This window comes from Kitasatospora sp. NPDC048194 (assembly GCF_043202455.1).
GTDB lineage: Bacteria > Actinomycetota > Actinomycetes > Streptomycetales > Streptomycetaceae > Kitasatospora.
In genome coordinates, this window is record NZ_JBIDAK010000054.1 from 1 (window position 1) to 22,675 (window position 22,675).

General features: G+C 72.6%; 29 protein-coding genes. 10 read left to right on the forward strand and 19 right to left on the reverse strand.

Translation table 11 applies throughout. The features are described from left to right. Positions 1-130: 130 nt before the first annotated feature. From ACGF07_RS34540 to ACGF07_RS34565, 6 genes are all read right to left on the reverse strand, one after another. Positions 131-1,015, reverse strand: a complete 885-nt coding sequence (locus ACGF07_RS34540; protein ID WP_392905443.1) for a hypothetical protein — start codon at positions 1,013-1,015, stop codon at positions 131-133. Positions 1,016-1,172: 157 nt separating this feature from the next. After that, entirely contained in the window at positions 1,173-1,697 is a 525-nt protein-coding gene (locus ACGF07_RS34545; protein WP_392905446.1) for an ATPase, read from the reverse strand. 94 nt (positions 1,698-1,791) lie between these two features. After that, the gene (locus tag ACGF07_RS34550) at positions 1,792-2,316 is read right to left on the reverse strand and encodes a hypothetical protein (protein WP_392905448.1); all 525 of its coding nucleotides are present in this window, start codon (positions 2,314-2,316) and stop codon (positions 1,792-1,794) included. Then, positions 2,313-3,134: a hypothetical protein gene (locus ACGF07_RS34555; RefSeq protein ID WP_392905450.1), complete on the reverse strand. Its 822-nt coding sequence runs from the start codon at positions 3,132-3,134 to the stop codon at positions 2,313-2,315. Before ACGF07_RS34555 ends, ACGF07_RS34550 begins: the two co-directional genes overlap by 4 nt. A gap of 20 nt (positions 3,135-3,154) precedes the next feature. Further along, positions 3,155-3,664: a hypothetical protein gene (locus ACGF07_RS34560; RefSeq protein ID WP_392905452.1), complete on the reverse strand. Its 510-nt coding sequence runs from the start codon at positions 3,662-3,664 to the stop codon at positions 3,155-3,157. Between the two features lie 32 nt (positions 3,665-3,696). Then, the gene (locus ACGF07_RS34565) at positions 3,697-4,266 is read right to left on the reverse strand and encodes a hypothetical protein (protein ID WP_392905453.1); all 570 of its coding nucleotides are present in this window, start codon (positions 4,264-4,266) and stop codon (positions 3,697-3,699) included. Between the two features lie 176 nt (positions 4,267-4,442). Here ACGF07_RS34565 and ACGF07_RS34570 point away from each other — a divergent pair, with 176 nt between their 5' ends. Beyond that, a complete protein-coding gene (locus ACGF07_RS34570) occupies positions 4,443-5,165 on the forward strand; it encodes a hypothetical protein (protein ID WP_392905455.1) in 723 nt (240 codons plus the stop codon). A gap of 22 nt (positions 5,166-5,187) precedes the next feature. Here the strand turns inward: ACGF07_RS34570 and ACGF07_RS34575 are convergent, their stop codons facing one another. Then, entirely contained in the window at positions 5,188-5,727 is a 540-nt protein-coding gene (locus tag ACGF07_RS34575) for a hypothetical protein (protein WP_392905457.1), read from the reverse strand. Between the two features lie 308 nt (positions 5,728-6,035). On the opposite strand from ACGF07_RS34575, the gene ACGF07_RS34580 reads away from it, so the two are divergent. Further along, on the forward strand, positions 6,036-6,620 hold the full coding sequence (locus ACGF07_RS34580; protein WP_392905460.1) for a hypothetical protein: 585 nt from the start codon (positions 6,036-6,038) through the stop codon (positions 6,618-6,620). Positions 6,621-6,631: 11 nt separating this feature from the next. Here the strand turns inward: ACGF07_RS34580 and ACGF07_RS34585 are convergent, their stop codons facing one another. Then, the gene (locus ACGF07_RS34585; protein WP_392905463.1) at positions 6,632-7,834 is read right to left on the reverse strand and encodes a hypothetical protein; all 1,203 of its coding nucleotides are present in this window, start codon (positions 7,832-7,834) and stop codon (positions 6,632-6,634) included. A gap of 1,433 nt (positions 7,835-9,267) precedes the next feature. Then, positions 9,268-10,452: a hypothetical protein gene (locus tag ACGF07_RS34590; RefSeq protein WP_392905466.1), complete on the reverse strand. Its 1,185-nt coding sequence runs from the start codon at positions 10,450-10,452 to the stop codon at positions 9,268-9,270. Between the two features lie 659 nt (positions 10,453-11,111). On the opposite strand from ACGF07_RS34590, the gene ACGF07_RS34595 reads away from it, so the two are divergent. The 5 genes from ACGF07_RS34595 to ACGF07_RS34615 all read left to right on the forward strand — a co-directional run bounded on the left by ACGF07_RS34595 (position 11,112) and on the right by ACGF07_RS34615 (position 14,416). Beyond that, positions 11,112-11,666 (forward strand): hypothetical protein, encoded by a 555-nt coding sequence (locus tag ACGF07_RS34595; protein ID WP_392905468.1) that lies wholly within the window; start codon positions 11,112-11,114, stop codon positions 11,664-11,666. 162 nt (positions 11,667-11,828) lie between these two features. Further along, on the forward strand, positions 11,829-13,151 hold the full coding sequence (locus ACGF07_RS34600; protein WP_392905469.1) for an exonuclease domain-containing protein: 1,323 nt from the start codon (positions 11,829-11,831) through the stop codon (positions 13,149-13,151). 4 nt (positions 13,152-13,155) lie between these two features. Further along, complete coding sequence (locus ACGF07_RS34605; RefSeq protein ID WP_392905471.1) at positions 13,156-13,329, forward strand: hypothetical protein; 174 nt, start codon at positions 13,156-13,158, stop codon at positions 13,327-13,329. A gap of 59 nt (positions 13,330-13,388) precedes the next feature. Further along, the gene (locus tag ACGF07_RS34610; protein WP_392905474.1) at positions 13,389-14,111 is read left to right on the forward strand and encodes a nuclease-related domain-containing protein; all 723 of its coding nucleotides are present in this window, start codon (positions 13,389-13,391) and stop codon (positions 14,109-14,111) included. Between the two features lie 107 nt (positions 14,112-14,218). After that, entirely contained in the window at positions 14,219-14,416 is a 198-nt protein-coding gene (locus ACGF07_RS34615) for a hypothetical protein (protein ID WP_392905477.1), read from the forward strand. A gap of 324 nt (positions 14,417-14,740) precedes the next feature. Here the strand turns inward: ACGF07_RS34615 and ACGF07_RS34620 are convergent, their stop codons facing one another. The 10 genes from ACGF07_RS34620 to ACGF07_RS34665 form a co-directional block, all read right to left on the reverse strand. Continuing rightward, a complete protein-coding gene (locus ACGF07_RS34620; RefSeq protein ID WP_392905479.1) occupies positions 14,741-15,211 on the reverse strand; it encodes an NUDIX domain-containing protein in 471 nt (156 codons plus the stop codon). A gap of 6 nt (positions 15,212-15,217) precedes the next feature. Continuing rightward, entirely contained in the window at positions 15,218-15,400 is a 183-nt protein-coding gene (locus tag ACGF07_RS34625) for a hypothetical protein (protein ID WP_392905481.1), read from the reverse strand. Then, the gene (locus tag ACGF07_RS34630) at positions 15,397-16,095 is read right to left on the reverse strand and encodes a hypothetical protein (protein ID WP_392905484.1); all 699 of its coding nucleotides are present in this window, start codon (positions 16,093-16,095) and stop codon (positions 15,397-15,399) included. Before ACGF07_RS34630 ends, ACGF07_RS34625 begins: the two co-directional genes overlap by 4 nt. Continuing rightward, entirely contained in the window at positions 16,092-16,331 is a 240-nt protein-coding gene (locus tag ACGF07_RS34635) for a hypothetical protein (protein ID WP_392905487.1), read from the reverse strand. The genes ACGF07_RS34630 and ACGF07_RS34635 overlap by 4 nt, the downstream gene beginning before the upstream one ends. Positions 16,332-16,444: 113 nt before the next feature. Continuing rightward, positions 16,445-17,107: a hypothetical protein gene (locus tag ACGF07_RS34640; protein ID WP_392905489.1), complete on the reverse strand. Its 663-nt coding sequence runs from the start codon at positions 17,105-17,107 to the stop codon at positions 16,445-16,447. Further along, a complete protein-coding gene (locus ACGF07_RS34645; RefSeq protein WP_392905491.1) occupies positions 17,104-17,658 on the reverse strand; it encodes a hypothetical protein in 555 nt (184 codons plus the stop codon). Before ACGF07_RS34645 ends, ACGF07_RS34640 begins: the two co-directional genes overlap by 4 nt. Next, on the reverse strand, positions 17,655-17,945 hold the full coding sequence (locus ACGF07_RS34650) for a hypothetical protein (RefSeq protein ID WP_392905494.1): 291 nt from the start codon (positions 17,943-17,945) through the stop codon (positions 17,655-17,657). The genes ACGF07_RS34645 and ACGF07_RS34650 overlap by 4 nt, the downstream gene beginning before the upstream one ends. After that, positions 17,942-18,253, reverse strand: coding sequence for a hypothetical protein (locus ACGF07_RS34655; protein WP_392905496.1), 312 nt, complete (start codon positions 18,251-18,253; stop codon positions 17,942-17,944). The genes ACGF07_RS34650 and ACGF07_RS34655 overlap by 4 nt, the downstream gene beginning before the upstream one ends. A gap of 63 nt (positions 18,254-18,316) precedes the next feature. Then, entirely contained in the window at positions 18,317-18,466 is a 150-nt protein-coding gene (locus ACGF07_RS34660) for a hypothetical protein (RefSeq protein ID WP_392905498.1), read from the reverse strand. Further along, the gene (locus tag ACGF07_RS34665) at positions 18,463-18,699 is read right to left on the reverse strand and encodes a hypothetical protein (protein ID WP_392905501.1); all 237 of its coding nucleotides are present in this window, start codon (positions 18,697-18,699) and stop codon (positions 18,463-18,465) included. Before ACGF07_RS34665 ends, ACGF07_RS34660 begins: the two co-directional genes overlap by 4 nt. Before the next feature lie 272 nt (positions 18,700-18,971). Here ACGF07_RS34665 and ACGF07_RS34670 point away from each other — a divergent pair, with 272 nt between their 5' ends. The 3 genes from ACGF07_RS34670 (at position 18,972) to ACGF07_RS34680 (ending at position 22,490) form a co-directional block, all read left to right on the forward strand. Then, positions 18,972-19,739 (forward strand): ParA family protein, encoded by a 768-nt coding sequence (locus ACGF07_RS34670; RefSeq protein ID WP_392905503.1) that lies wholly within the window; start codon positions 18,972-18,974, stop codon positions 19,737-19,739. After that, positions 19,739-20,185, forward strand: a complete 447-nt coding sequence (locus ACGF07_RS34675; protein ID WP_392905506.1) for a hypothetical protein — start codon at positions 19,739-19,741, stop codon at positions 20,183-20,185. Before ACGF07_RS34670 ends, ACGF07_RS34675 begins: the two co-directional genes overlap by 1 nt. A 205-nt stretch (positions 20,186-20,390) precedes the next feature. Next, entirely contained in the window at positions 20,391-22,490 is a 2,100-nt protein-coding gene (locus tag ACGF07_RS34680; RefSeq protein WP_392905509.1) for a hypothetical protein, read from the forward strand. The last annotated feature ends 185 nt before the right edge of the window (positions 22,491-22,675 follow it).

Sequence of the window (22,675 nt, forward strand, 5' to 3'; positions counted from 1 at the left end):
CCCCCCGCCCGCCGACGCGGGCCTGCCCACCCCGACCAGCCCACCGTGCACACGCTGAAAGCAGAACGCCCCGCCCCGCGCTCGACGCGCGGAACGGGGCGGAGCTGATCCACCGTGGACACGGTGGGTTCTAGGGCTGGTCCTCGGCAGGGGGCTCGTCGCCCTCGGGCTCCTCCCCCGCCCACTCGGGATCGGCGCCGGGGGCGGCCGGGGCCTCGGCCGGCGCTTCGTCGGCGCCGGTCGGCAGCGGGTCGTCGTCGTAGGCGTCGAACGCCTCGGCGGCCTCGTCGGTCTCCGGGCCGAACTCCGACCCGCACCACTTGCAGGCGATCCCTCCCTGCCGGTCGCCCTTCCCGTACGCCTTCGGCGTGATCTGGAGCCGCCGCGGCTCGGGCAGGCACTTGCAGACCACCGCGTACCGCTTGCCCCCGGACTTGATCTTCTTGGGCTCGTCGGAGCCCTCCTCCCCCTCGGCCGCGGCCTCGGCCTGGTCCCCGTCGCCGGGGACGACCGGCAGCCTGGCCTCCTCCAGCCTCCGGATCGCGGCACGGTACGCGCCCGCGGTGCCGTCCTTGATCGGGGCATCGCTGAACCCGATGGTCTGCGCCGCCCGCTCCGGCGGCTGCAGCCCGACCTCGACCGCGAGGGCGGCAAACTTCTTGTTGTGCCAGCGGAGGCCGTCGCTCGACCGGTCCACGATGCCGCGGGTCGCGGCGAGGCCGTGGGCGGCCTCGTGCAGCAGCGCCTCCAGCACGGCCTGCCCGCCGCGCTCCAGCAGCTCGGCCGCCACGAACAGCTCGGGCACCTTCCCGTCCTCGGCCCGCCAGCGGTCGGGGGTCAAGTGCCCCCAGTGCTGGTAGGCGGACCGCTTCGCCTTGGTCGGCTTCGTCGGCAGCACGGTGCCGGTGATGACCACCGCGTCCGGAACTCCGGGGTGGCGGGCCTGGATGGTCGACCACATGGTCTCCAGCGCGCTGATGATCCGGGCGCCCTCGCGCCCCCGTGGGTTTGCCATGCCCCGATTCTACCTTCCCAGCGTGTACACGGTGTGATTCTGGTCCCGGACGACCGGGCCCGGCTCGTAACAGTGCCCCCTTGCCAGATGCTCTGACCAGGGGCGATGCCCCTGCCTCGATCGCGCTTCGGGCGGCACTGTTACATGAGGGGGCCGGTCAGTATCCGGCGGCGACCAACGCGCCGGCCGCGTTCTCGGCCATCACGGTGGTGTCCAGCTCGTCCCCCATCTCCTCCAGCAGGGAGTCCAGCGCCTGCTCGATCACCTCGGCGTACTGGTCGGTGCGCCGGGCCTCGCGCCCGCTCTCCACCACGTCCTTGTCCAGGTCGCGGTGCTGAACCTCGACCTCGAACCCGGCGTCCACCAGCGCGGCCTGCAGCATCTCGGCAACGACGGGTGCCCTGTGCCGACCACCCGCACAGCCCGGGGCGATCCGAAGGGGGACGGTCTCGGCGCTGGGGCCGGCGGCGTACGCCTGGGCGACGGCGACGTACGCGGCGACCAGCTGCACGATGCCGGGAGTCTGGGTCACCGCGTCCCGCACCTCCTGGTCCCGGGCGGTGAGGTACCGCAGCCCGGGACGGAGGTCGGGGTCCTTGAAGTGCTGCCGGAGGTCGAGCACCTGGTGCGCCTCCGGGGTCGGGCCGTGCAGGAATCCGAAGCTGATGATCTGCACTCGCATGATGGGGTCCTCGCCTGGTTGGTCGGTCCAGACTGTCCGGGCCGTCGAGCGGCACGGGCTCGGTGCCCGCGCCGCCCGACGGTGCGTCAGGCTGCTACAACAGCTCGTCCGAGAACAGCTCGCCCTGCCAGGCGCCGCCCGGCTGCCCGGCGAGGATCGCGGCCCGGATCGCCGCTTCGACGTCCTCCGGGGCCGCGGCCTTGATGGCGTCCCGGATCGCCCTCGCCCGTCCGGCCGGCCCGCGGGTGTCGGCCAGCGCGTGCCCGGCCAGCCTCGACCGGCTCACGTAGTCGAGCACGTTGTCCTGGCGCGTCCCGGCGAGCCAGTGGCCGGGGTTCTGGCAGCTGGGGGCGTCGCAGGAGTGCCTGATCACCGGGGTGGAGATCAGCGCCTCCACCCCGAACTCCAGCGCGTACCCGTACTCGTGGGCGCTGACGATCTCGGAGTTCTGGCTGGGGCCCGCGCGGAGCTTGCCGTGCCCGCTGCTGCTGATCGCTGCGGTCCAGTACCAGCACTGCCTGGGGCCGCGCCGGAACGTCTTGTCCGCGTAGCGCTCCCGGGTGGGGCCGTGCCCGGTCAGCACGGCCCACGGGATCTCCGCCCGGCTCCTGGGGCTCACGCCTCGACCGTGCAGGCGCACGGCTCGGTCAGCACCCGCTGCCCGGCGGTGTCCTTCGTGGTCAGGGGGCCGTTCCCGGGGAGGCCGCTCCCGCCGCACTGCGTGCAGGAGGCGTCGGCGGCCGGGTCCAGCCCCCACTCGCGGCCGCACGCCCGGCACCGGGCACAGTCCGCGTAGTCGTCGTGGGTGGTCGTGATCGGCTGGCCGAACTCCTCGACGTCGACCGATCCGCAGTGCGGGCAGGTGATGCTGTACTGCCGGTGCCCGGCGACCATCTGGGGCCGGCCGCGCTCGCACGACCCGCAGACGCGGCTGTCGATGGGGTTGGTGGTCTCGCACACCACGCACCGCCAGTTCACCCCGTCGGCGTGGCCGGGCGGCAGCTCCGCGTCGACGGTCTCCTGCTCGTAGCGGTTGGCGAGGCGGTGGCCGCAGTTCTCGCAGCTCCACCAGCCGAGCCGCTGGGCCTGGTCCTCGGGCAGCTCCGGGCTCTGCCACCAGCGCATCCGCTTACCGCAGTTGGTGCAGTCGGTGCTCTCGTCGGCGCGGCCGCCGCCGTGGCAGTGCGCGCAGACGCCGGCGCGGTCCGGGTGGGCCTGCTCGAAGTTGAACCGCACCCGGTCCACGGCCTGGGCGAGGACGGCGGCCTCCGCCCGCCGCAGCTCGACCGTCATCTGCGGGTGACCGATTCCGCCGATGACGGTCACGGTGAGGCTGCCGTCCTCGTCGCTGCCCATCGGGAAGTCCTCGACCAGCTGCTGCAGCGCGCCGATCAGCCGTTCCACGTCCGGCCCGTACTTGAAATCGTGCCTGGTCATGCCCTGTTCCTCCTGGTCGGTCAGTTGTTGGTGGTGGGGTTGCTGTGGCTGGCGCGCTCGATCCAGCTGACCAGCGCGGCGATCACGGACCAGTCGAACGCGGCGCCGAGCCGGTCGAGCACCTCCAGGTCCCACTTGCCCAGCTCCCCGACTCCGGCCTGCACCAGCGCCGACCGCAGGAGTCGGGCGCGGGTCGCGGCGGTGACAGCCTCGCCGGTGGCCCGCAGTCGGGGGTCGTCCGGGGGGAAGTCGAGCGGCCCGCTCGGGATCAGCAGGGACAGGACGCTCCCCGGGGTCGGCCCCTGCGGCACGTCGGGCTTCCACCCGGGGAACACCTGGTCGACCAGGGAGAGGATCACGCTGTCCGGCTTCCCGAGCAGACCGGCCTCGCGCATCAGCTTGTTCGCCTCCTGGGCCGCGTTGCTCAACGCCTCCTCCATCCCGGGCTGGTGGGGGTCGGCGTACATGCTCTCGGTGGTCTTGTGCAGGCGGACGAACGCCTTGATCGCGTCTCGGGTGAGCTGGTCCATCGGGTGCTCCTTCGCGGTGGTGGGTGCGCTGGTCAGGACTGGATCTGGTGGGCGGCGAGGAAGGCGCCGGCGGCGGCCGCGGCCTCGGCCTGGCTGTCGTAGGTCTGCTCCGCCTCGGCGGACACCTCGTCGGCGCCGGTTCCGATCCACCACCAACCGCCCTCGTCGGGCAGGTGGCTGACGGTGGCCCGGCCACCGAACAGCTGGACCTCGGCCCGCTCGCCCTTGACGGCGGGAGCCTGGACGGCCTTGGGCCAGCGGGAGCGGGCGGCCTGCCGGGTGACGCCCCACGCCGTCCCCAGCTGCGGGTAGGTCGCACCGCGACGGCCCGCCCGGTGCGCGGTCTCGCTCGCCATCGACTCGACCTCGGCGGCGACCTCGCGCAGAACGCGCAGAGCCGCGAGGTTCGCGCCCGGCATGTCGCGCCACTTCATGGTGACGGTCTGCCAGACCTGTTCCGGGGGCTCGATCTCCCCGGGCTTGACGGCCGCGATCCGCTCGGCCGTCGACCACACGGCCTCCCACAGCGTGTGCCGGAGTCGGCCCAGCTCCTCGGCCGACGGCTCGGTGTACTCGGCGCTGTTCGCCGGTTGACTCTCCATGCCGACAAGTCTAGTTGTCCCGCTATCTCTCGACAAGCTGTCTTGTCAAAGGATCTTCGACAATCTGAATTGTCGTCAGATTTCGGCCATCCCGCCGGGTGCCCGCTGGCGATCGGGGGCGGCGGGCATGTATCAACAGGGCGTCAGGTTGGCGACTGGGCAGGTAGGAGTACGCGATGGTGGGCGGCTGGCTGCGACGGACCCCGACTCCGGGTTCCCGGAGGGCCGTCCGCGCCCGCGCGCTGAGCTACCTCCGGCAGCAGGGGAAGGCAGGGCCCGCGCTGCGGGACGCGCTGCCCGGGATGCTGGTGTTCGCCGGCGCCTTCGTGCTCCCGCTGCTGGTCCTCTTTCTCGTGTACCGGGCGGGCGGGCTCGTCGGCCTGGTCGTCGTCCTGGTGCTCGTCGTCGCCCTGGTCGTCGCGGTCCGCCGGCGGCGGGCGGTGATAGCTCGGCGGCAGTCCGGCCTGTACACCGCTGCTGAACTCCGCGCCCTGGACGGCGAGCACGCGGTGGCCCGGGTCGCGGCCCGGATGCTCCGGCGGGACGGCTGGCGGGTGCGGTCCCAGCCCTGGCAGGGCACGCCGCGGCTGATGGCCCATGACGGGGATGGCCGGGTGCTGGAGGTGACGGTGCGGACGATCGACAGCGCGGGGGAGGCGACACCCGCGCCCGCTCCGCTGCGGCGGGCCGGCACCGAGGGGTACGGCGGTGTGCTGCGGCTGGTGGTCACCCGCGGCCGCTTCGGGAGGCAGGACGTCCTGTGGGCCTCGCGGCAGGGCGGGGTCCTGCTGCTCGACGGCCAGCAGCTGGAGGCGTGGGCGTCCGGCACCGACCTGAGCGCGCTCGTCGGCCCGCTGCCGCTGCCCCGGCGCCGCGACGTCGACAGCGCCGGGGAGTAGGCGGACTTGCGGGCCTGCGCGGCTACTCGATCCGCTGGCAGCCCATGTAGCCGACGAAGAACCGGTCCAGCAGCCGCACCCACCACCGGTCCCGGGGGCGGACCGGCTCGACGTCGGCCGGCGGCCCGGCCTTCGCCGCGGCGGCCGCCAGCTCGGCCTCGACCCGGGCGGTCTGCTCGACCCGGTACTGCAGGTACTCCTGGCGCACGTACGCCCGGCTGCCCCCGGCGGCGTCCCACTCGCACAGCTCGCCCTCGATGAACGGCCGGTGCTTGCCGGTGCTGGTGCCCAGCGAGTCGTCCAGCTCGCGCAGCAGCCACCCCGCCGCGACGGCCTCGTTCCGCAGCAGCTCGTCCTCGGGGTACTGCAAGGCGTGCAGGTCGAGTACCACGGCCTGCAGCAGCCGGACCTCGTGGCTGGTGCGCCAGTCGTCCAGCTCGATCTGCAGGCGGTCGATCAGCAGGTCCAGCTCCACCGCGTCCGGCTCGTTCGCGTAGGCGACGGCGGGCAGCGGCGCGTCGAACAGCTCGTCCGGCAGCGGGACGATCGGCAGCGAGGCCATGGGCTCCTCCTCGTAGGCGGTGCGGGGCCCCGACCGTACGCCGACGCACTGACAGATCCCAGAGGTGCCGACCCGGTGAGTTTCGGCGGACGGCCGGTGAGTTCGGCTGCGGGGCCGGTGAGTTTCCACTGCGGAAACTCACCGGTTTTCTCCCCATCGCAGATCAGAGGGGGTGCAGCAAGCTATCGCGGAGGGCTGCCCTACGGGCTGCCCTCCGCAGTCCGCGCCGGGGGACGCGGGGTGAAGTGCGGTGCCGGCGGAGGCCGTTCGGCGCGTTGCCCCCGGCCCGGCCCGCTCGTTCTCCTGGCATGGACACCACGCTGCCCCCGCCCCCGGACCTGCGGGAGACCCGCGCGACCGTGCTGATGCTCGACCTGGTGCGGGCCTACACCGGAGGCGACTGGGACGGCGCGAACGACCTCCTGCAGGAGGTCGATCGCGCCTTCCGCATGCTGCAGGACCCGATGGGCGGGCTCGGCCTGCACAACCTCGGGCAGGCCGTGCTGGAGGAGATGTTCGAGCAACTGATGGACGACCTGGGCGTGCGGGTAGTGGAGGACTTCCCCGGCACGGTCCCGTCCGCCGTGTTCTCCGCCCAGCTCTACACGCTGCTGGAGGGGGTGGAGCTGAACCCGCAGGTGATGCTCTGCCTGCTGGCGTTCTGCCGGGGCGACCTGGCGGGGATGCTCGACACCCGCGGCCTGCGCTCGATCGGCTGGTTCATCGTGGTGGGGCTGTGCACCGCGGTGGCCGGCTCCGTGCACCACGGCGGCCGCGCCGCCTACCTCGCGGTGCTGGACGACCGGCGAACGGCGGCCGCCGCCTTGCCGGCCTCATGCAACCGCCCCCCTGACCAGCGAGGACAGGGGGGCGGTTTCATTTTTGGGCCCTGAAATGAGGGGGCTCACCACCCGGGTGGACGCTGGCCGGCCGCGGCCGCGGGCTCCCCGGCGGTCCGCTCGACCAGCTCCGCGCTGGAGTCGCGTCCGACCGCCCGCAGCAGCTGCGCGAGGCGGTGGCCGAGCACGGCCCGCTCCGGCCCGATGGGCAGGGCACCCCAGCACGCGAGGGCGTTCCGCGCGGCCTGCTTCACGGCCGGGTCGCTCGCGTGCGCCCACCGCAGCCGGCGCTCGGCCGTCGCGGTCCAGCGCTCAACGGCGGTCGTCTGCTGGCCGGCCGCGGTGGCGATGGTGGCCTGAGCCTCGATCACGTCCGCCAGCTGCGGCGAGAGGTGGCCTCCGCCGGTCCGCAGCACGGTCCGCTCCCACTCGGCGGCCAGCTCGGCGGCGGCCGCGAACTCGCCAGCGCCCAACGCGGCGTCGATCGCGGAGCGGACGTTCGCCGTACGGGCATCGGCCTGCGGCGGCGGGCTCGGCGCGGGGAGTGCGGGAAGCGCCGGCGGGGGAACCGTCGGCCTCGGCGGGGCAGGAGGCCGGTACGGCAGCGGCACGCCGATCCGGACGGCGGGGCCGAGCACCAGCGAGCGGGAGTCGAGCCCGGCCTGGGCAACCGCGACCGGGTGCAGATCGGCGAGGCGCTGTCCGACCGGGCCGCCCCGCAGCAGCACCGACAGCTGGACGGTGTACGACGGGGCCTGCAACGGTCCGCGCCGGACAGGGGGGCCCACGGTGCCGAGCACCATGGCGCCGGGCACCTGCAGGTCGGCCTCGACCAGCGGGCCGCAGCTGCGGCCCGCCACCGCGTCGACCACCACCGTGGTGGTGCCGGCCGGACGGGCACTCAGCACCCGGGCCAGCCACGGCCACGGCAGCGCGGTGTACCGGACGGTGCTCTCCGTCGTGCGGGCGAGGGCGAGGTGGACCTGGTGCTGCCGGTGGTCCCGGACCAGCTGCCCGCAGACGTAGACCAGCACGGGCCCGGCGGCGGCCGCGGCATCCTGGAGCCGAGCGAGGACGGCCTGCGGCTCGGCCGGGTCGACCAGCTGCACGACGTCCACCGGGCCGGTCCAGCCCTGCAGCAGCCGGTCCGGGCCGACCCCCGCGACCGCGCTCACCCCGTGCTCGGGGTCCAGCAGTCGACGTCGGCTCGACCTCGGCGCGGCCGCCAGCAGCAGCACCCGCCCCCTGGGCTCCCCGCTGATCGTCATGCCCTCACCGTAGACCGGGGTACGTACACCAACCCCCGTGTTTTCCCTGCTCGGTGGAGGGGTGTAGCGAAGCTGAGACACAGTGAAACCGAACCCCCGTTCGGGCTTGATCGTCCCCCGCTCCGCGGGGGGCTGTGATGAGCTGTGGGCCCCGATCCGGCTGCCGTTCTGCCGATTGGCTCGCCTTGTCGGTGGTGGGCCGGATCGGGGCCCACAGCCGCGGATAAGGGCCTTTGGGCTGTTCTCTTTGAGCGCTCCCCCCGGCTGCTGAGCTTGTGTCCGTTGTTGTCTTTCCCGGGGCTCCGGGTGCCCAGCAGCCGGGGGGAGCTAGACCCCCCCTAGCGAGGAAGACAGAGTTCACCCGTGGGGTTCTGTCTCCTCGCTAGGGGGGTTGATGTGCTCGTACGTCCGTCTCCGGTACGCCCGTTGCGGTCATCGCATCAACCGGCTGCCGGGAATTACTCGGCGCCTGGGACCGGGATGTGCTGGCAGCTCGGGAGGTCGCGTCTCCGCCCGCTCTGCGCGGGCCTCGGCTGGGGTCCACCTTGTTCGCCCCCAAGTCACCCGGGAGGCAAGGCCGTTCGGCTGTCAGCTCCATTTGCCTGTTTGCGTCCTCGGCGCTCTCCCTCCGCTCAGGGGGTCGGGTGAGCTTCCTCCGCCTCTGCCTTCTCTACCTCCCGGGGGCTACCGGGGTCGGTTTTTGGTAACCCGGTCCGTTCTCCTACCGGGGACTGTCCGGACTCCCCACCAGCGTCAAGGTGGGGCCACGGGCCGGTTTCCGGGGTCCGGTCTCCCCTGAGCATGTCCACGACCTCCACCCGCCATGGCGGAGCGCGTCCTGCAGCGACTTGGGCATGCAGGACGGGCGGACCCCGTGGCGGGTGGTCTGCGCCGGCGGCCGACGGGCGGCGGGCGGCGGGGCTGCTGGTCTGTCCGAAACGCGGTGCTTCGACACGCGGGCATGGAGGACAGACCGGGCGGCGGACGGCTATAGTCGTCTCCCGGTAGTGGGTACGCCGAAGGGCGCACCCGGCTAGCTCCAGAACCCGGCTCCAAAGGTTGGCTGCCGCAGGGCGGGACTGGAGTGGAAAATCTCATACGTGGTAGGCGGTCTGAGCCTCGATCACCCGGCTGGAACCCGGGGCGGTCTGAGGCTCTTTTCGCGTGCTGTCGATAGGTCTCCGTGATCTTGGTCGTTAAGCCATCTCGGAGTTTTTCACACCGATGGCGTTTCGTGTCGGGCTCAACACGCAAGGCGCTGAAAGTCGTACGGATAATCCTGGTTTGTCCCCTGGTCAGGGGTTCCGGCGGACCGGACGGCCCGCTGATGATCACCCGGAAACGATCATACCCCAGAAGTCTTGAACTTCAAGACTTCTGGGGTATGTGTTCGCGCTGGGCGATTCAGTCGCCGGCCCGCAGCGCGGCGTCCGTCACTGCTTGCCGCGAAGCTGCTCGACCTCGGCCCGCAGCCTGCCGATCTCCTTCGCCGCGTCGGTCGCGGCCTTCTCTGCGGCGGCCTGGGCCTTGTCCAGCTCGTCCTGCAGCCGCTGCTGGTTCTCCCGCGCGGTCTCGCTGGCCGTCTTCGCGCTCTCCTGAACCGCCGTCAGCGTGCCGGTCAGGGTCTGCAGGGCCTCGGTCTTCTCCTCCAGCCGGGCCTTGGCGATGCCCTGCTCCATCTCCGCCTTCGTGGCGCGCTCCTCGGCGGCGGACTTCTTCTCCTCGGCGGCCACGGCGTCCTTGCGGGCCTGCTCGGCGGCGGACTCGGCGGCCTTCTGCTTGGCCTGGGCGTCCTTCACCGCGGTGTCCGCCTGCCGGCGGGCCTCCTCCACCGCCTCGCGGGCGGCCTGCGTCTCGGCCTCGCGCGCCTGGGCGGTCTCGGCCTTGAACTTCTCCATCTGCCGGGTGACCTCGGCCACCTGGTGCTCGGCCTCCTGCTGGGCCTCCAGCACCTGGCGGCCGGCCTCGGCCTCGACCTCGGCGACTCGGGCTGCGGCCTTGGTCTCCGCCTCCTCGACCTTCGCGGCGGTGCTCTCCTCCAGCTCCTGGCGCGCGGCTTCGAACTCGCTGGTCCGCTGGTCGAGCGTGGCCACCGCCAGCTCGGCGGCCTCGTTGGCCTCCTCGGTCACCTGCAGCAGCTTCCGGTTCTCCGCCTGCACCCGCAGCAGGTGCGCGGTCGCGTCGGCGGCGGCCTGCTTCGCCTGCGCGATCTCGGTAGCGGCCTGGGTGGTGACGGTGTAGGTCTGCGCGGCCGCGGCCTCCGGGTCGTTCATCGTCCGCAGCTCACCCACCAACGTGGTCAGCCTGTCTACCGCGTTGTCCACGGCCTCGACCACCTCCTGCCGGAGGGAGCGCGCGACGTGCTCGGCGGCGGCCACCGGCCGGTCCCGAAGCGCCTCGGGCACCTGGGCGGCGGCCTTGGCGGTGCCCTTGCGCCTGGCCCGGAGCGCGGTCATCGGGTTGTGGTCTGGGTTCGCGCAGTACTTCGGCGCCCCGCCGGTCCGGCCGGCCACCTTCGGCTCCCGGGGCTCGGTGCAGTCGGGGAATCGACAGGTGCTCTCGTCCTCGACGTCCTCGGCCTGGACGGCGGGCTGCTCGGGCTGTGCGGTGGTGTCCACGGTGCGGTCCTCTCGGGTCGGCTGGGTCGCCCCCGGTCTCTGACGATGCCTCAATTCTAACGCATTGCATTGCATTACGTCAATGCATTGCATTGCTTGAACGCAATGCAATGCAATGCGTTCGGGGTTCGTTCGGGCGGCTCCCCGCCCGCCGGCGGCCGCCATGGTCCCGACCGGTTCGGGGTGGTTCCCTCGTTGGGCGGCGGGGCACCGCCAGCCGCGGGCGCTGGGGGACCGGAAAGGACCGGCGGAGCCGGCCGCGTGCGGCGCGAGCTTGCGAGCGTCCTTGTAGGGCTCCCGGCGGCTGTGGCTCCCCTGGGCCGTCGACCAGCGAGGGGGCCGCGCCGGACCACCACCCACCCCCACCACCAACGGCGGGTCACGCCCGGCACGGACCGGGGCCTCCCCCTCCGCAGGGTGGCCCCCGCTGGAGGCGAAAAGCCTTGACCCGCAGGCCGGGCAGCTCGTTGGGCACGGCAGCGTCGGCGGCGGCTCGCGCGTGCGCGTTGGACGGTCCGTAGAGTCCAGCCCGGCACCCCGGGGCTGGCAGACTGGGCCAGGTGACGACCGGTCAGCAGGGCCTCTCGGCAGCAGCCTCGGCGGCCGCAGCCGGGCCGTGACAATCAACCTTGATAGTTCGGGAAACGGGAAACGACGCAATGGATAGTGGGAAACTCTCGGTCAGCCTCTCCGTTCAATTGGCGGCCCAACTCGACCTCCGAAAGCGGCGGCACCAGCAGGAGAGGGCCGACTATAAAAAGCAGCTCGAAGGCGAGAAAATGTCCCCGCGGGCGATCCGGCTGGAGCTGGCCCGGGTCGCCCCAGACTGGTGGCCGAGCCTGGACGTCCTGGTCTCCGGGTGCGTGCGCCGACGCCTGGCCGAGCCGGACCTGGCCGGGCCCTGGGCGCCGTTGACGGAGGAGGAGGCGGTGGGCCTGCGGCTGAGCGGGAGGTGGCCGGGGCCTGCCGTGCGGACTCCCGTCCGCCGGTCCTACCTCCTCCCATCCGACCTGATCAGAGACCTGCGCACGGCGTCCTGGCGGGTGAGTGCGCCCGCCCTGGAGACGTTCGAGCGGCAGGGGCTGACCTATGACGGACACTGGTCCGCCTCGCAGCTCGCCGAGCGCCGGCGGCTGGCCGAGCAGATCCACTCGCCGTCCCGGATCGTCCGCCAGGCCCTGGAGCGCTACGCGCGGCAGGAGGCGGCCGAGTAGGCGGCCTGCCCGCTTCCTTACAACCAACCTTGATTGTTGGAAAGCGGGCCGGAATTCCCCCGGTTCTGCGCTTCGATGCGCCCCCGGGGAATTCTTGCTTTCCGCCCGATCATGGGCTATTTCTGGTACGGTGCAATTCCCCCAGTTGAAAGGAGAAAGCACATGGTGGAAATCGAAACTCCGCCCGACCCGACTCGCGTCCCCCGGGGCGAACCGACCGGCGAGGTGGACGGCGTGCCGGTCTACGACTGGGGGAGGGCGCCCGGCTACCTGCGCACGGTCACCCAGCTCGGCGAACAGCGCCTCAAGCTGGCGCCCGGTCAGAAGCCGCTGGCCTACATCGACAGCAGGAAGTTCGGCCGGCTCGCGCTCTACGACCCGGCGGGGGCGGCGAAGATGAAGCCGTTGACCGGCAAGCAGAAGCTGGCGCTGGAGGCGAAGCGCACGTGCCGGACCTGCAAGAAGGTGCAGGAGTCCCGGGTGTACGGCGACTGTGAGCGGTGCTGGAAGAAGGCGTCCGCCGAACAGGAGCGGATCGCGCGGCGGACGTGCTGGGGGTGCCGGACCGTCAGGAAGACCCCGTTCCCGAAGAAGGCCCCGGGGGAGCGGGCCGAGCAGTACTGCGGGCCGTGCACGCGCAAGCGGGCCCGGGAGAAGAAGGAGGCGGCCGAGCGCGCGATGGTGCGGGCCACCACCTGCTCGGGTGGGTGCGGCGCGGAGTTGGCGACCCGGGAGGAGGTGACGGCCTGGAAGGAGGCCAACCCGTTCGGGTACTGGTCGGCGCGGTGCTGCGACCCGTGCAAGGCCCGGCAGGAGGCGGAGGCCGCGCTGTACTGGGAGAACCAGCGGCTGCAGGAGGAGCGGGCGCGCGAGGCCCGGCGGCAGGAGGTCCGGGAGCTGGCGGCCTGGGCGGCGGAGGCCCTGGCGGACCCGTCCGTGGTGATCCTGGACAGCGAGACGACGGGGCTGGAGTCGGACTCCGCGGTGGTGGAGCTGGCCGTGGTGACGGCCCGCCGCGAGGTTGTGCTGAATACGCTGCTGGCGCCCGGGGTGGAGATCCCCCGCTCGGCGTCCCGGATTCACGGGATCGACGCGGCGGCCGTGGAAGGGGCGCCGGCCTTCGGCGACGTCCTGGTCGAGCTGACCGGCGCGCTGATGGGGCGTCGGGTGCTGATCTACAACCGGTCGTACGACGTCGGCAGGTTGCGCTGGGAGCTGGTGCGGCACTACCGGGCCGCGGGCCACCCGGACCCGGAGGCCAGCGCGGCGGCCTGGCTGGAGGCCATGACCTGGGAAGACGTGATGATCCCCTATTCGGATTTTGTGGGGGACTGGTCGGACTACCACGGAAACAACAGGTGGCAGCCCCTCGGCGGCGGGCACCGGGCGCTCGGGGACTGCCTCGCGGTGGTTGACGTCCTGGAGGCGATGGCGGCCCGGCACACGTCGGCGCCGGCGGATGAACTCGAACTGGAGAGGGTGTGACGGCATGGTCCAGCTCAGGGTGATGACGGACGATCGCGTGCTCGGCGAGCGGGTGCTGGAGCTGCTGCAGCAGGCCCTGGAGGACTCGGCGGGCCTGGTGGCGAGCGAGCCGACCCGGCTCACTCACCGTTCGGGCGGGCTGCGGGTCGTGCTCGACGTCCAACCGGCCCGGGAGTAGGCGAACGGCCCGGCGGGCAGCGTCCCGCCGGGCACCAACGAGAGGGAGGGGACGCCGTGGTGGCGAGGGACAACGGAGGGGCCGGCGCGTCGGCGGAGCGGATGGGCGCGCGGCAGCGGCAGGTCGAGCGGGCCGCCCAGCACGCGAGGGCGAGGTGGCAGCTGCCCGCGGCGGCCGCGGCCGCGCTGGTGGTCGGAGCGCTGTTGGGGGTGCCGTGGTGGGCGGTGCTGGTGCTGATCGCGGCGGCGCTCGCCGTCGTCAGTCAGCGGATCTACCGCCGCGCGTCCGACAGTTGGTCCAAGGGGGCGGCGGGGGAGAGGCGTACGGCGGCACTCCTCGGCCCGCTCGCCCGCGACGGCTGGCAGGCCCTGCACGACCGGTCGGTGCCCGGCTCCCGGGCGAACGTCGACCATGTGCTGATCGGCCCGGCCGGGGTCGTGGTGGTCGACTCGAAGAACTGGCAGAGCAAGTCGTCCGCGCTGCGGGTGCAGGGCGGACAGCTCTGGTACGGGCGGTACGACCAGACCCGGACGCTGCGGACGGCGGCCTGGGAGGCGGCGGAGGTGTCCCGGGCGCTCGGGGTGCCGGCCTCCACCGTGGTGGCGGTGCACGGCGCGTCGGTGCCCGGCGGGGTGGTGATGCTGGAGGGCGTGACCGTGGTCCCTGCCCAGCGGGTGCGCTCGCTGCTGCGGAACCTCGCGCCGCAGCCCGGGTACGACCCGGGGCGGGTGCAGCAGCTGGTCGACCTGGCGGAGCGGAGGCTGCCCCCGCACGCTGGCTGACGTCCTCTCAGCACGGGCCCCTGGCACCTGCCGGGGGCCTTTGCCGTGCCCGGCCTCGTCCGGGTGACACCCCGGCTCCTCGTTGCGGTACGGCTCGTTGAGCAGGCGTGACCGATCCTTCCGCCCCGGCCTCCTACGACCGGCACGGCTCCGTCGCCGAGCAGCTGGCGTACTTCCGCGCCGTCGGCGTCATCGGAGGCGAGCCGACCGCCGCCCCGCCCGCTCCGTCAGCCTGGCCGGCCTCCGGTCCCCGGCGCCGCCAGCTCGACCTCGGACTTGGTGCCAACTCCTCGTCAACTCCCTGAACACCAGCCCGAGCAGGGTCAGCCCCTGCCCGGGGCGGCCGTGCACGCGGTGCGGAGAGGGCAGAGCCGACCGGCGCCCCGCGCCGGACGGCGGTCCCGGCCGCTCGCCCGCCACGCCTCTTAGGGCTCGTCACGGCGGTTCACCCCCACGCCTGCCCCGCCGAGTAGTTCGCTGTTCTACGTCCTGCACCTGGTGCACGGGCGGTCGGCGCGGCTGCGCGCTTTGACCGGCGTCAGAGATCACCCGATCGGGTCCGTCCCCGACGGCGGAAACGCGGGAGGGCCCGTCCGGGTGGACGGGCCCTCCTGGTGCTGCTGGCGGGGTCAGTTGCTCGGGAAGTCCCCGCTGAGGCGGAGCGCGTCCAGCAGGATCTGCCCGTGGTCGAACGCGAACCCGCCGCCGGCGGGGTCCTCCAGCAGGTCCTGGAGGTCGGCGACTGGCACCCACCGGGCGTACGCGGCGTCGTCCCCGGCGGTGGCCTGGGTGCCGGACGGCATGACCACCAGGTAGGCGGTGGTGCGGACCGGGCCCCGGGGGTCGCGGCCCGGCTTGTCGTACACACCGACCTTCCGCAGCCGCTCGGGCTCGACCCGGACGCCGGTCTCCTCGCCCAGCTCGCGCGCGGCGGCCTTCCGCTTCTTCTCCCCGGCCTCGACGTACCCGCCGGGCAGGGCGTCCGACCCGGCGAACGGCTCGTCCCCGCGCTTGATCAGCAGCACGGACCGGATGACGCCTTCGCGGATGCACACCACGTCGGCGGTCTCCACGGTCTCGATCTCGACGGTCTCGGTCATCTCTCCTCATTCTCCCCAGTACTCGGAACAGCCACGGCAGCGGTCGTCGGGGCCGCCGCCTTCCCCGTGGTGCGGGCAGGCCCACCAGCCCTCCGGCAGCGGGCCGTCGAAGTTCCAGCCGAACAGGTCGTCCTGGTCGTCGTCCTGCTCGGTGTCGACGTCGCCGGGCTGTCCGGCCGGGGCGGTCACCGGCGCCGGCCGAACAGCGCGGCGAGCAGGCGGCGGAGCCACCCGGCGGACCGCCGCTCCTGCAGGGCGGCCTCCTCGACGGCGGCCAGCTCGGCGGCGACGGCGGCGTGCTCCAGCTCGTCCGCGAACGCCTGGAGGGTGTCCTGCTCGGTCCGCCACCGGGCGGCCCGCAGCTCGACGTCCTGGTGCTCGGCGGCCATGCCGTACGGCCACTGCCCGGCGTTGGGCAGCACCCGCCGCAGCATCTCCCACCCACGCTCCTGGACCAGGACGTCGGGCTCGCCCGGGTAGTGGCGCGGTTCGATGTGGTGGACGGTCCCGCCGACCGCCGCGGTGTACCGGTGCCGGCGGCGGTCGACCTCGGCGGCCCACGACCCGTCCACCGCGCCCCACGTCCCGTAACCGGGGACGGTGGTCCCGACCTGGGATCGGATCATCCGGGCGATCTGGGCGTGCTGCCAGAGGGTGGCGGACTCGACGTCCTCGAAGGGCCGCCAGCTGGAGGCGATCCGGCCCTCCCAGGTGTCGGTGTGGCAGCCCAGCAGGGAGGTTCCGGCGAGGACACCGTGGGTGCTGCTGAGCACGATCCGGGCGTTCTCGCCCCGGTGGGGGATCTCGGACAGCACGGTCGCGTTGGCGACCGCCCGGGACAACTCGGGGTCGTTGCGGAACATCGTCCTGGTCTCGGTTGTCACTGCGTGGTCCCCTCGGGCTCGATGGCGGTCATGGTGTAGGGCCGGGGGAGGCGGAGGTTCTGGACGGCACGCCGAAGGTTGTCGGTGCCGTTCTCGGTGAACCGCAGCCAGGCCCGGCCGACCTTGCCGTTCTCGTCCTCGGCGTACACCACCATCACGGCGATGCCGTCCGCCCCCAGTTCGAGGTTGAACTGGGTGACGTCGCCGGTGAACTCGATGTCCGGTACGGGCTTCATGCGGGTGCTCCTCGGGTGGGCGGGGTCCGGCCCGGTGCCGAACCCACGAATCTAGCGGCCACCCGGGGGAGTTGGTGACGTCCTGTCAGAACTCCCCCGGGATCGGCCGGGAACTACCGGTCCTGCTGTCCCTGCACCAGCTGGGGGAGGCCGGCCGCGGCCACCGCCTGGAGCTGGAAGGTCTGGGGGTCGAGCGCCTGGCGCTGCTCGATCGCGGCCTGCAGGGCGAGGCCGTACGCGAGGGCCTGCGCGGTGGTGTCCCGCTGGACGGTGGCGACCTGGACGTCCGCCAGCCTGTTGACCTGCGTCAACTGCAGCTCGTGGTACCGCTGTTCGGCCTGCTCGCGGGCGACGCGCCAGTGCCGGGCGCTGACGGAGTACACCAGCACGGTGGCAACCAGCCACAGGATCGCGGCCAGCGCCCAGCTCGCGGTGTACGCCGCGACGCCGATCAGCGCGAACGCCCCGGACGCGGCGAACGCCACCGCGGTGATGACCTCGTGCCCGTTCTGCTTCGACGCCGAAACGATGCCGTGCAGGGTGCTCCCGGCGGCGAGGGCGATCATCAGCGCGGCGTCGCCGACCGACCCGGCCGCGCCCTGGGTGTGCCAGATCCGGGCGAGGATCAGCGCGGTGCTGGTGCTCAGCGCCGGGACGATCCGCCCGCCGTACCGGCTGGCGAGGTAGGCCCCCGCGCTCATGATCTGCGGGGGCTGGGCGGGCACCAGCGGCGTGACGCTCGGCCCGGCCTGCCAGCCGGTCAGGTGCTGGGTCATCGGGACATCTCCATCTCTCGGGTCCGGCTGGGGGGCTGGTGGGCGGGCTGCGGGGTCTCCCGGGCCCGGACGTCCTGCTCGTCGCGCTGACGGCGGATCAGCTGGTCGACGCTCGTCTGCACCTCGTCGACGCTCGCCTGCAGCTCGGTGGCGCTCGGCAGGGCGGGCGCCGGGTCGGAGGTGCGCTCGGCGGCCGGGCCGGGGCGCTCGGCGGCGGTGGCGGTCCGCTCGGCGGTGCTGGCCGGCCACTCGCGGCCGTGGGGTCCGTGCACGGTCAGCTCGCCGGGGTTGCTGGTGCCGGGGGGCGGGGGCCCCAGCTCGGCGACCACCCGGCCCCGGTACACGACCTCGCCGGCGGGCGTCACCTGGAACGCCCGGGTGCGGCGCGGGTCCTCGCTCGGCTGGACTGCCTGCTCCGGCCGGAGCGGGGTCAGGCAGATCCGCTCGCCGTCGATGGCGAGGCCCTGGCCGTCGACCACGACCCGGTGCCCGTGGCGCTCGACCACCAGCCGGGGCGCGTCGCCCCGCTCGTTGGGCGGGTAGCTGGTCACCACTGCCTCCGGGCCCGCAGGGTGCGGGTGGCGGTGGCGAGGGCGACGACCAACGCGGTGGTGATCCGGGCGGTGGACAGCAGCAGGGCCATCGGCCGGACCTGGAAGCGGAGCACGGCGAGGAGGGCGACCGCGCCGTACGCGACGGCGGCGGCGCGGCCGGCCTCGACCACGGGCAGCGTGGTGTTCGTCAGGACGGCGACCAGGGTGATGACGGCGGCCAGCATGGCGCCCATCGCGGACACCTGGGTGCGGGGCAGCTGCGCGGCGTAGGAGGTCTCCGTCACTTCGCCACCGTCCAGTTCTGCAGCGGCCAGTCGGCGGCGCCGCGGACGGCCTCCGAGCAGGCGTTGGCCCGGTCGGTGGCCTCCAGCAGGTCGGCCTGGTACGCGCTGTCGACCAGCTCGACGCGCTCGGACTCGGTGGTGCGGTGCACCTCGGTACGGACCAGCAGGCTGGCGGTATCGCTGCCCATGCCCCTGATCTCGTAGGTGGTGCAGTCGGCGGCGAACAGGGCGATGGCGGCCCACCGCTCGATCTGGGCGGGCTCCGTCAGGCCGAGGTCGGCGAACGGCACGCGGGTGAATCGGTCCATCTGTCTCTCCGTCAGGGTGACGGTGCCGGGGCGCTCGCCCCGGCACCGAAGGGTGAGGGGCGGTCAGCGCTGCTGCGTGTCCTGCTGGGGCTGCGGCGGCGGGGGCGGGCACGGGGTCGAGCTGCCGAGGTGCTGCTGCACCGCCTGCTGGAGCTGGTGGGCGGACTGCTGCATCTGCTGCGTGCTCTGCACCGGGACGTCCCGGCCGCTCATCGGGTGCTCACCTGGGCGCCGGCGGAGTCGACGGCGGACAGCGAGCAGACGGGGCAGGTCAGGCTGACCGGCTGGCCGTTGCGGCGCACGGTCACCCGGCCGAACCCGCTGCAGTGCGAGCAGGTGCTGGCGGGGCGGATGCGGCCGACGACCAGCACGCCGCGGCCGTCCTGGTGCGGGCGGGGGTTGACCACCGTGAGGCGGTGCTGACGGGTGCTGAGAGACTGGGACATGACTGTTCCCTCCTAGCGGGATCGGTCCACGCCTGCGGAGCGGTGACACGCTCGGCAGCAGGTCGGGAGGGTCGGGGCTGCAACCCCGGCCCTCCTTCGTGTCTCCAACTTTAGACCCCAAGACTCTTGAAGTTCAAGACTCTGGGGGTATGATTGTTTCGAGGTTGAGAGATGCGGACTTCCGAATCTCCGGGCCTCGTGAGTTCAAGAGTCCCGGACCTCCAGGGCCCTAGGCTCTTGGACGCACAGACCCCGGATGAGAGGAGTTCGAGATGGTCACGGTGGAGAGGGTCGAGCACCCGCCTTGGGAGGGCGATCCGATCATCATCGCGGTATTCGGTGGCAAGGGCGGGATCGGAAAGTCCACCCTTGCCTTCTTGATCGCGTGGCTGCTCGGGCAGGTGGGACCGACCCTCCTGGTCGACGCGGACGAACTGCAGAAGGAGGGCGGAACCACGGAGCTGTACGACGGGCTGGAGGTGGACGCCGTCTTCGACCTCGCGGGCGAGGAGGACCCGGAGAAGCTGGCCGGCCTCCGCACCATCCGCGGGTACCGGTTCATCGTGGTGGACAACGCGCCGCACCGGGACCGGAAGAAGCTCGCGGCCAGCTGCGCGGGGGACCTGATCGTGGTCCCGCTGACGCTGGACCCGCTGGAGGCCAAGGCCATCATGAACTCCCTCCGGGAGATCGTGATCCCCTCCGGCCGCCCCTACCGGGTGGTGATCTCCCGGGTGGACGCGAACCGGAAGGCCAAGGCCAAGCGGACGTACGACAGTCTGCAGCTCGTGGGCCTGCCCGTCTTCAAGACGCAGATGCGGGAGCTGGTCGCCCACCAGGACGCCGGGCAGCTCGGAATCCCGGTCACGGAGGGCACCTACAAGGCGTGGCAGCGGCCGGCGGCCGACGCCCGGGACCTGGTGGACGAAGTGCTCGAAGCGCTCGGCCTGCCCGACCGGGTGCCCCGGCCCGCGCAACCCGCCCCGATCCCCGCCCCGGCCCGGGCAACGTCCGCACCTCGTAGGAAAGTGACCCCCTGATGAGCGCTCAGCGCACGCCGCGGAAGGCGAAGCAGGACATCGGCGACCTGGTGAAGGCCGGCGCCCCGAAGAAGGAGGACACCACGAACGCGACAGCGACGCGGCGACGGCCGCCGCAGCTCGACAGGCAGTCCGCGGCGGAGGCCAAGCGGACGATGACGACGAAGTACGTCCAGTTGCGGACGGACCAGACGATCGACCTCGACCTGCTCGCCCGCGACCTGCAGGCCGGCCGGACGCGCAAGGGTGAGCGGATCACCGCAAACACCGTGATCAGGGTCGCGGTCGACACGCTGCTGTCCCGGGGCGGGGTCCTCGTCGGGGACACGGAGGAGGAGCTGCTGGCCTCCCTCGTCGGCTACCTCGGCGACCTGGAGGCGGCCCGCGGGCGGATCGAGCAGCTGGAGGCCCGGCTCTCGGAACTCGAAGAGTCCCAGACCGGCTGAGTCCCGATCCCGGGGAGTCTCGGACTCCCTGAGCCTTGAAGTACAAGACACACCAAAACAAAACGACCCCGGCGGGTGATGTGGTGATCGAGCCGCCGAGGCCAACGCAGAATCGGAGCGAAACGTGCGCTACTCACAGACTACGGCCAGCCACGGGCGCTGGTCAGCAGCGGAATCGAGCCAGGTCAGCGGCCTGCTGTCCGACATGCGACAGCACATCGAGAGCGCGCCCGCGTGGGTCGTCATCGTCGCCGGGGCGGTCGCCCTGGGCCTGGCGGTGTGGATGCTCAAGCGGGTGCTGTTCGGCACGAAGGCGAACCGCAACGGCCTGCTGTCGTTCCTCAACGAGATGGGCCCGCACGGCAAGCTCGCCATGGCGGGCGTGATCGTCGCGCTCTACGGCCTGTGGGGCTTCGGCCGGGACACGGCCCAGCTGCCCGGGGTCATCCGGGTGTGCTTCGTGCTCATGTTCGACGTCATCGAGCTGAGCCTGTTCGGCTCGCTCTACAAGCGGGCGAAGTTGAACGAGGACGGCACGCGGCCGGAGTGGACGAAGGGAACCCGGGTCGTCCACTACACCGCCTGGGGCATGGTCATCGCGTCCGCGCTGGCCAACGTCACGCACGCGCCCAACATCTACGCGGCCCCGTTCATGGCGCTGATGCCGCTCGGCTCGGCCTGGGTGGTGGAGCTGGAACTGCGCGAGCGGATGGCCGGCGGCGCGGACACCGTGAACTCCTCCTCCACCGGCCCGTTCCGGCTGCTGCTGGCGCTGTGGACCCGCTGGTGGGCCGACCAGTACGCCAAGCGCGGCATCGACCCGACCGGCAAGGGCTCCAGCGACCTGGTGAAGGTGTCGTCCGCCCGCCGGGCTGCCCGTCAGCTGTTTGTCCTGCGCGAGCTGCTGACCGAGGTGGCGAAGATGCCGGCCGAGAAGGCGGAGCAGGGCCGCGCCCAGCGCAAGAACGCCTTGAAGCTGCTTGAGGAGCTGCAGCAGCAGCGCGACACCACCCGTGAGTCCCTGGAGCGCGCCGGGTTCTCGACGGACAGCCACCAGGCGCTCGCCGTCCTGCGGGGCCTGGCCGGTTGGACCCGGCAGGACGAGATCGCCCTGGTGGACACCGCGGACTCCCCGGTGGTCATGGAGCTGATGGAGTCCGTGGCCATCATGCCGACCGCCCGGAAGCTGGAGGCGGCCGGATACCAGGCTGAGGCGGAGGCCGCTCGGAAGGCTGCGGAGGACGCTCGGCAGGACGCCGAGCGCGCTCGGCAGGAGGCGAAGGAGGAGAAGGCGAAGGCGAAGGCGGCCACCGACGCGGCCGAGAAGGCGATGGCGGAGGCCGCCGCGAAGGACGCCGAACTCAAGGCTGCGGCGGACGAGACGGACCGCGCTCGGCGTGAGGCGGAGGACGCTCGGCAGGAGGCCAACCGCGCTCGGCAGGAAGCCAAGGACGAAATGGGGCGTTTGTCCGAGCAGGAGACCACCCTGCGTAACCGGGTCTCGGAGATCAGCAGGGAGGCCCGGGAGGCGGAGGAGAAGCGCCGCCAGCTGGAGGCTGCCGGCACGGACGCGAGCGAGCGCAAGGCGGAGCTGGACGGGGAGATCGAGCGCCGCCGCGAGCAGCTGGAGGCCCTGGGCGAGGAGCTGTCGAAGGTCACCCGCCAGCACGGGGAGGCGGCCGACCGCGAGCGGGTGGCCCGCGAGGAGGCCGACCGCCTGGAGTCCGAGCTGTCCGGCCTCCGCGGGGAGCTGGACGGGCTGAACGGGCAGATCAGCGACCGTGAGCGGGCCCGGCAGCAGGCTGAGGACATGGCCCGGGAAGCTGCGGCGCGGGCGTCCGTCGCTCAGGCCCGGGGCGAGCGGGTCGACCTGCAGGTGCGCGAGGCCGAGCTGGCGCTGGAGGATCTGCGGGCCACTCTCCGGAGCGAGATCCCGGCGGAGGAGCTGGAGGCGGAATCCCTCGCCGAACCGGCCTTCCCGGGCTCGGAGGCCAAGCAGCTGGCATGGGAGACCTACCTCGACGCGGTGAAGAACTTCCGCGCCACGATGGACGCCAAGACGATGAGCGAGACCTACGGCGTCACTGTCGGTCGCGCCCGTGAGTGGCGGGTGCACTTCCGAGCCCGTCGGACCCGGCTGATCGCTGCGGAGGGCCAGAACGGCGCCCTGGAGGGTGCCGAGCGCACCGCCGACGCTGCCGAGCGCGCCGCCTCGGGTGCCGAGCGCACCCCGGCGAACGGGTCGCCGGCCAACGGCGCGGAGTCCGCCGGGGCCCTCGTCGGCGGCCAGCGCGCCGCCTACTGAGCACACCGCAGAGAAGGGGCCCGGGGCCCGGCCGAGCGCCGGACGCCGGGCCCCTTCCGTCTGCCGAGCGCCGCCGGTCGTCAGCCGAGCGCACGGGCCAGAAGGCCGAGCGTGCCAGTCGCATATGCCGAGCGCAGACACCAGAACAACAAGAGTCTTGAACTTCAAGAGTCCAAAAGTTATGA

What these genes read in the sequence shown, in the direction of transcription:
- ACGF07_RS34635 (WP_392905487.1), bottom strand. Translation starts at nt 16,331, where the DNA reads ATGAAGCCCGTACCGGACATCGAGTTCACCGGCGACGTCACCCAGTTC.
- ACGF07_RS34580 (WP_392905460.1), top strand. Translation starts at nt 6,036, where the DNA reads ATGGACACCACGCTGCCCCCGCCCCCGGACCTGCGGGAGACCCGCGCG.
- ACGF07_RS34655 (WP_392905496.1), bottom strand. Translation starts at nt 18,253, where the DNA reads ATGGACCGATTCACCCGCGTGCCGTTCGCCGACCTCGGCCTGACGGAG.
- ACGF07_RS34670 (WP_392905503.1), top strand. Translation starts at nt 18,972, where the DNA reads ATGGTCACGGTGGAGAGGGTCGAGCACCCGCCTTGGGAGGGCGATCCG.
- ACGF07_RS34585 (WP_392905463.1), bottom strand. Translation starts at nt 7,834, where the DNA reads ATGACGATCAGCGGGGAGCCCAGGGGGCGGGTGCTGCTGCTGGCGGCC.
- ACGF07_RS34605 (WP_392905471.1), top strand. Translation starts at nt 13,156, where the DNA reads ATGGTCCAGCTCAGGGTGATGACGGACGATCGCGTGCTCGGCGAGCGG.
- ACGF07_RS34540 (WP_392905443.1), bottom strand. Translation starts at nt 1,015, where the DNA reads ATGGCAAACCCACGGGGGCGCGAGGGCGCCCGGATCATCAGCGCGCTG.
- ACGF07_RS34675 (WP_392905506.1), top strand. Translation starts at nt 19,739, where the DNA reads ATGAGCGCTCAGCGCACGCCGCGGAAGGCGAAGCAGGACATCGGCGAC.
- ACGF07_RS34620 (WP_392905479.1), bottom strand. Translation starts at nt 15,211, where the DNA reads ATGACCGAGACCGTCGAGATCGAGACCGTGGAGACCGCCGACGTGGTG.
- ACGF07_RS34545 (WP_392905446.1), bottom strand. Translation starts at nt 1,697, where the DNA reads ATGCGAGTGCAGATCATCAGCTTCGGATTCCTGCACGGCCCGACCCCG.
- ACGF07_RS34680 (WP_392905509.1), top strand. Translation starts at nt 20,391, where the DNA reads ATGCGACAGCACATCGAGAGCGCGCCCGCGTGGGTCGTCATCGTCGCC.
- ACGF07_RS34595 (WP_392905468.1), top strand. Translation starts at nt 11,112, where the DNA reads ATGGATAGTGGGAAACTCTCGGTCAGCCTCTCCGTTCAATTGGCGGCC.
- ACGF07_RS34555 (WP_392905450.1), bottom strand. Translation starts at nt 3,134, where the DNA reads ATGACCAGGCACGATTTCAAGTACGGGCCGGACGTGGAACGGCTGATC.
- ACGF07_RS34565 (WP_392905453.1), bottom strand. Translation starts at nt 4,266, where the DNA reads ATGGAGAGTCAACCGGCGAACAGCGCCGAGTACACCGAGCCGTCGGCC.
- ACGF07_RS34560 (WP_392905452.1), bottom strand. Translation starts at nt 3,664, where the DNA reads ATGGACCAGCTCACCCGAGACGCGATCAAGGCGTTCGTCCGCCTGCAC.
- ACGF07_RS34600 (WP_392905469.1), top strand. Translation starts at nt 11,829, where the DNA reads ATGGTGGAAATCGAAACTCCGCCCGACCCGACTCGCGTCCCCCGGGGC.
- ACGF07_RS34640 (WP_392905489.1), bottom strand. Translation starts at nt 17,107, where the DNA reads ATGACCCAGCACCTGACCGGCTGGCAGGCCGGGCCGAGCGTCACGCCG.
- ACGF07_RS34665 (WP_392905501.1), bottom strand. Translation starts at nt 18,699, where the DNA reads ATGTCCCAGTCTCTCAGCACCCGTCAGCACCGCCTCACGGTGGTCAAC.
- ACGF07_RS34570 (WP_392905455.1), top strand. Translation starts at nt 4,443, where the DNA reads ATGGTGGGCGGCTGGCTGCGACGGACCCCGACTCCGGGTTCCCGGAGG.
- ACGF07_RS34660 (WP_392905498.1), bottom strand. Translation starts at nt 18,466, where the DNA reads ATGAGCGGCCGGGACGTCCCGGTGCAGAGCACGCAGCAGATGCAGCAG.
- ACGF07_RS34575 (WP_392905457.1), bottom strand. Translation starts at nt 5,727, where the DNA reads ATGGCCTCGCTGCCGATCGTCCCGCTGCCGGACGAGCTGTTCGACGCG.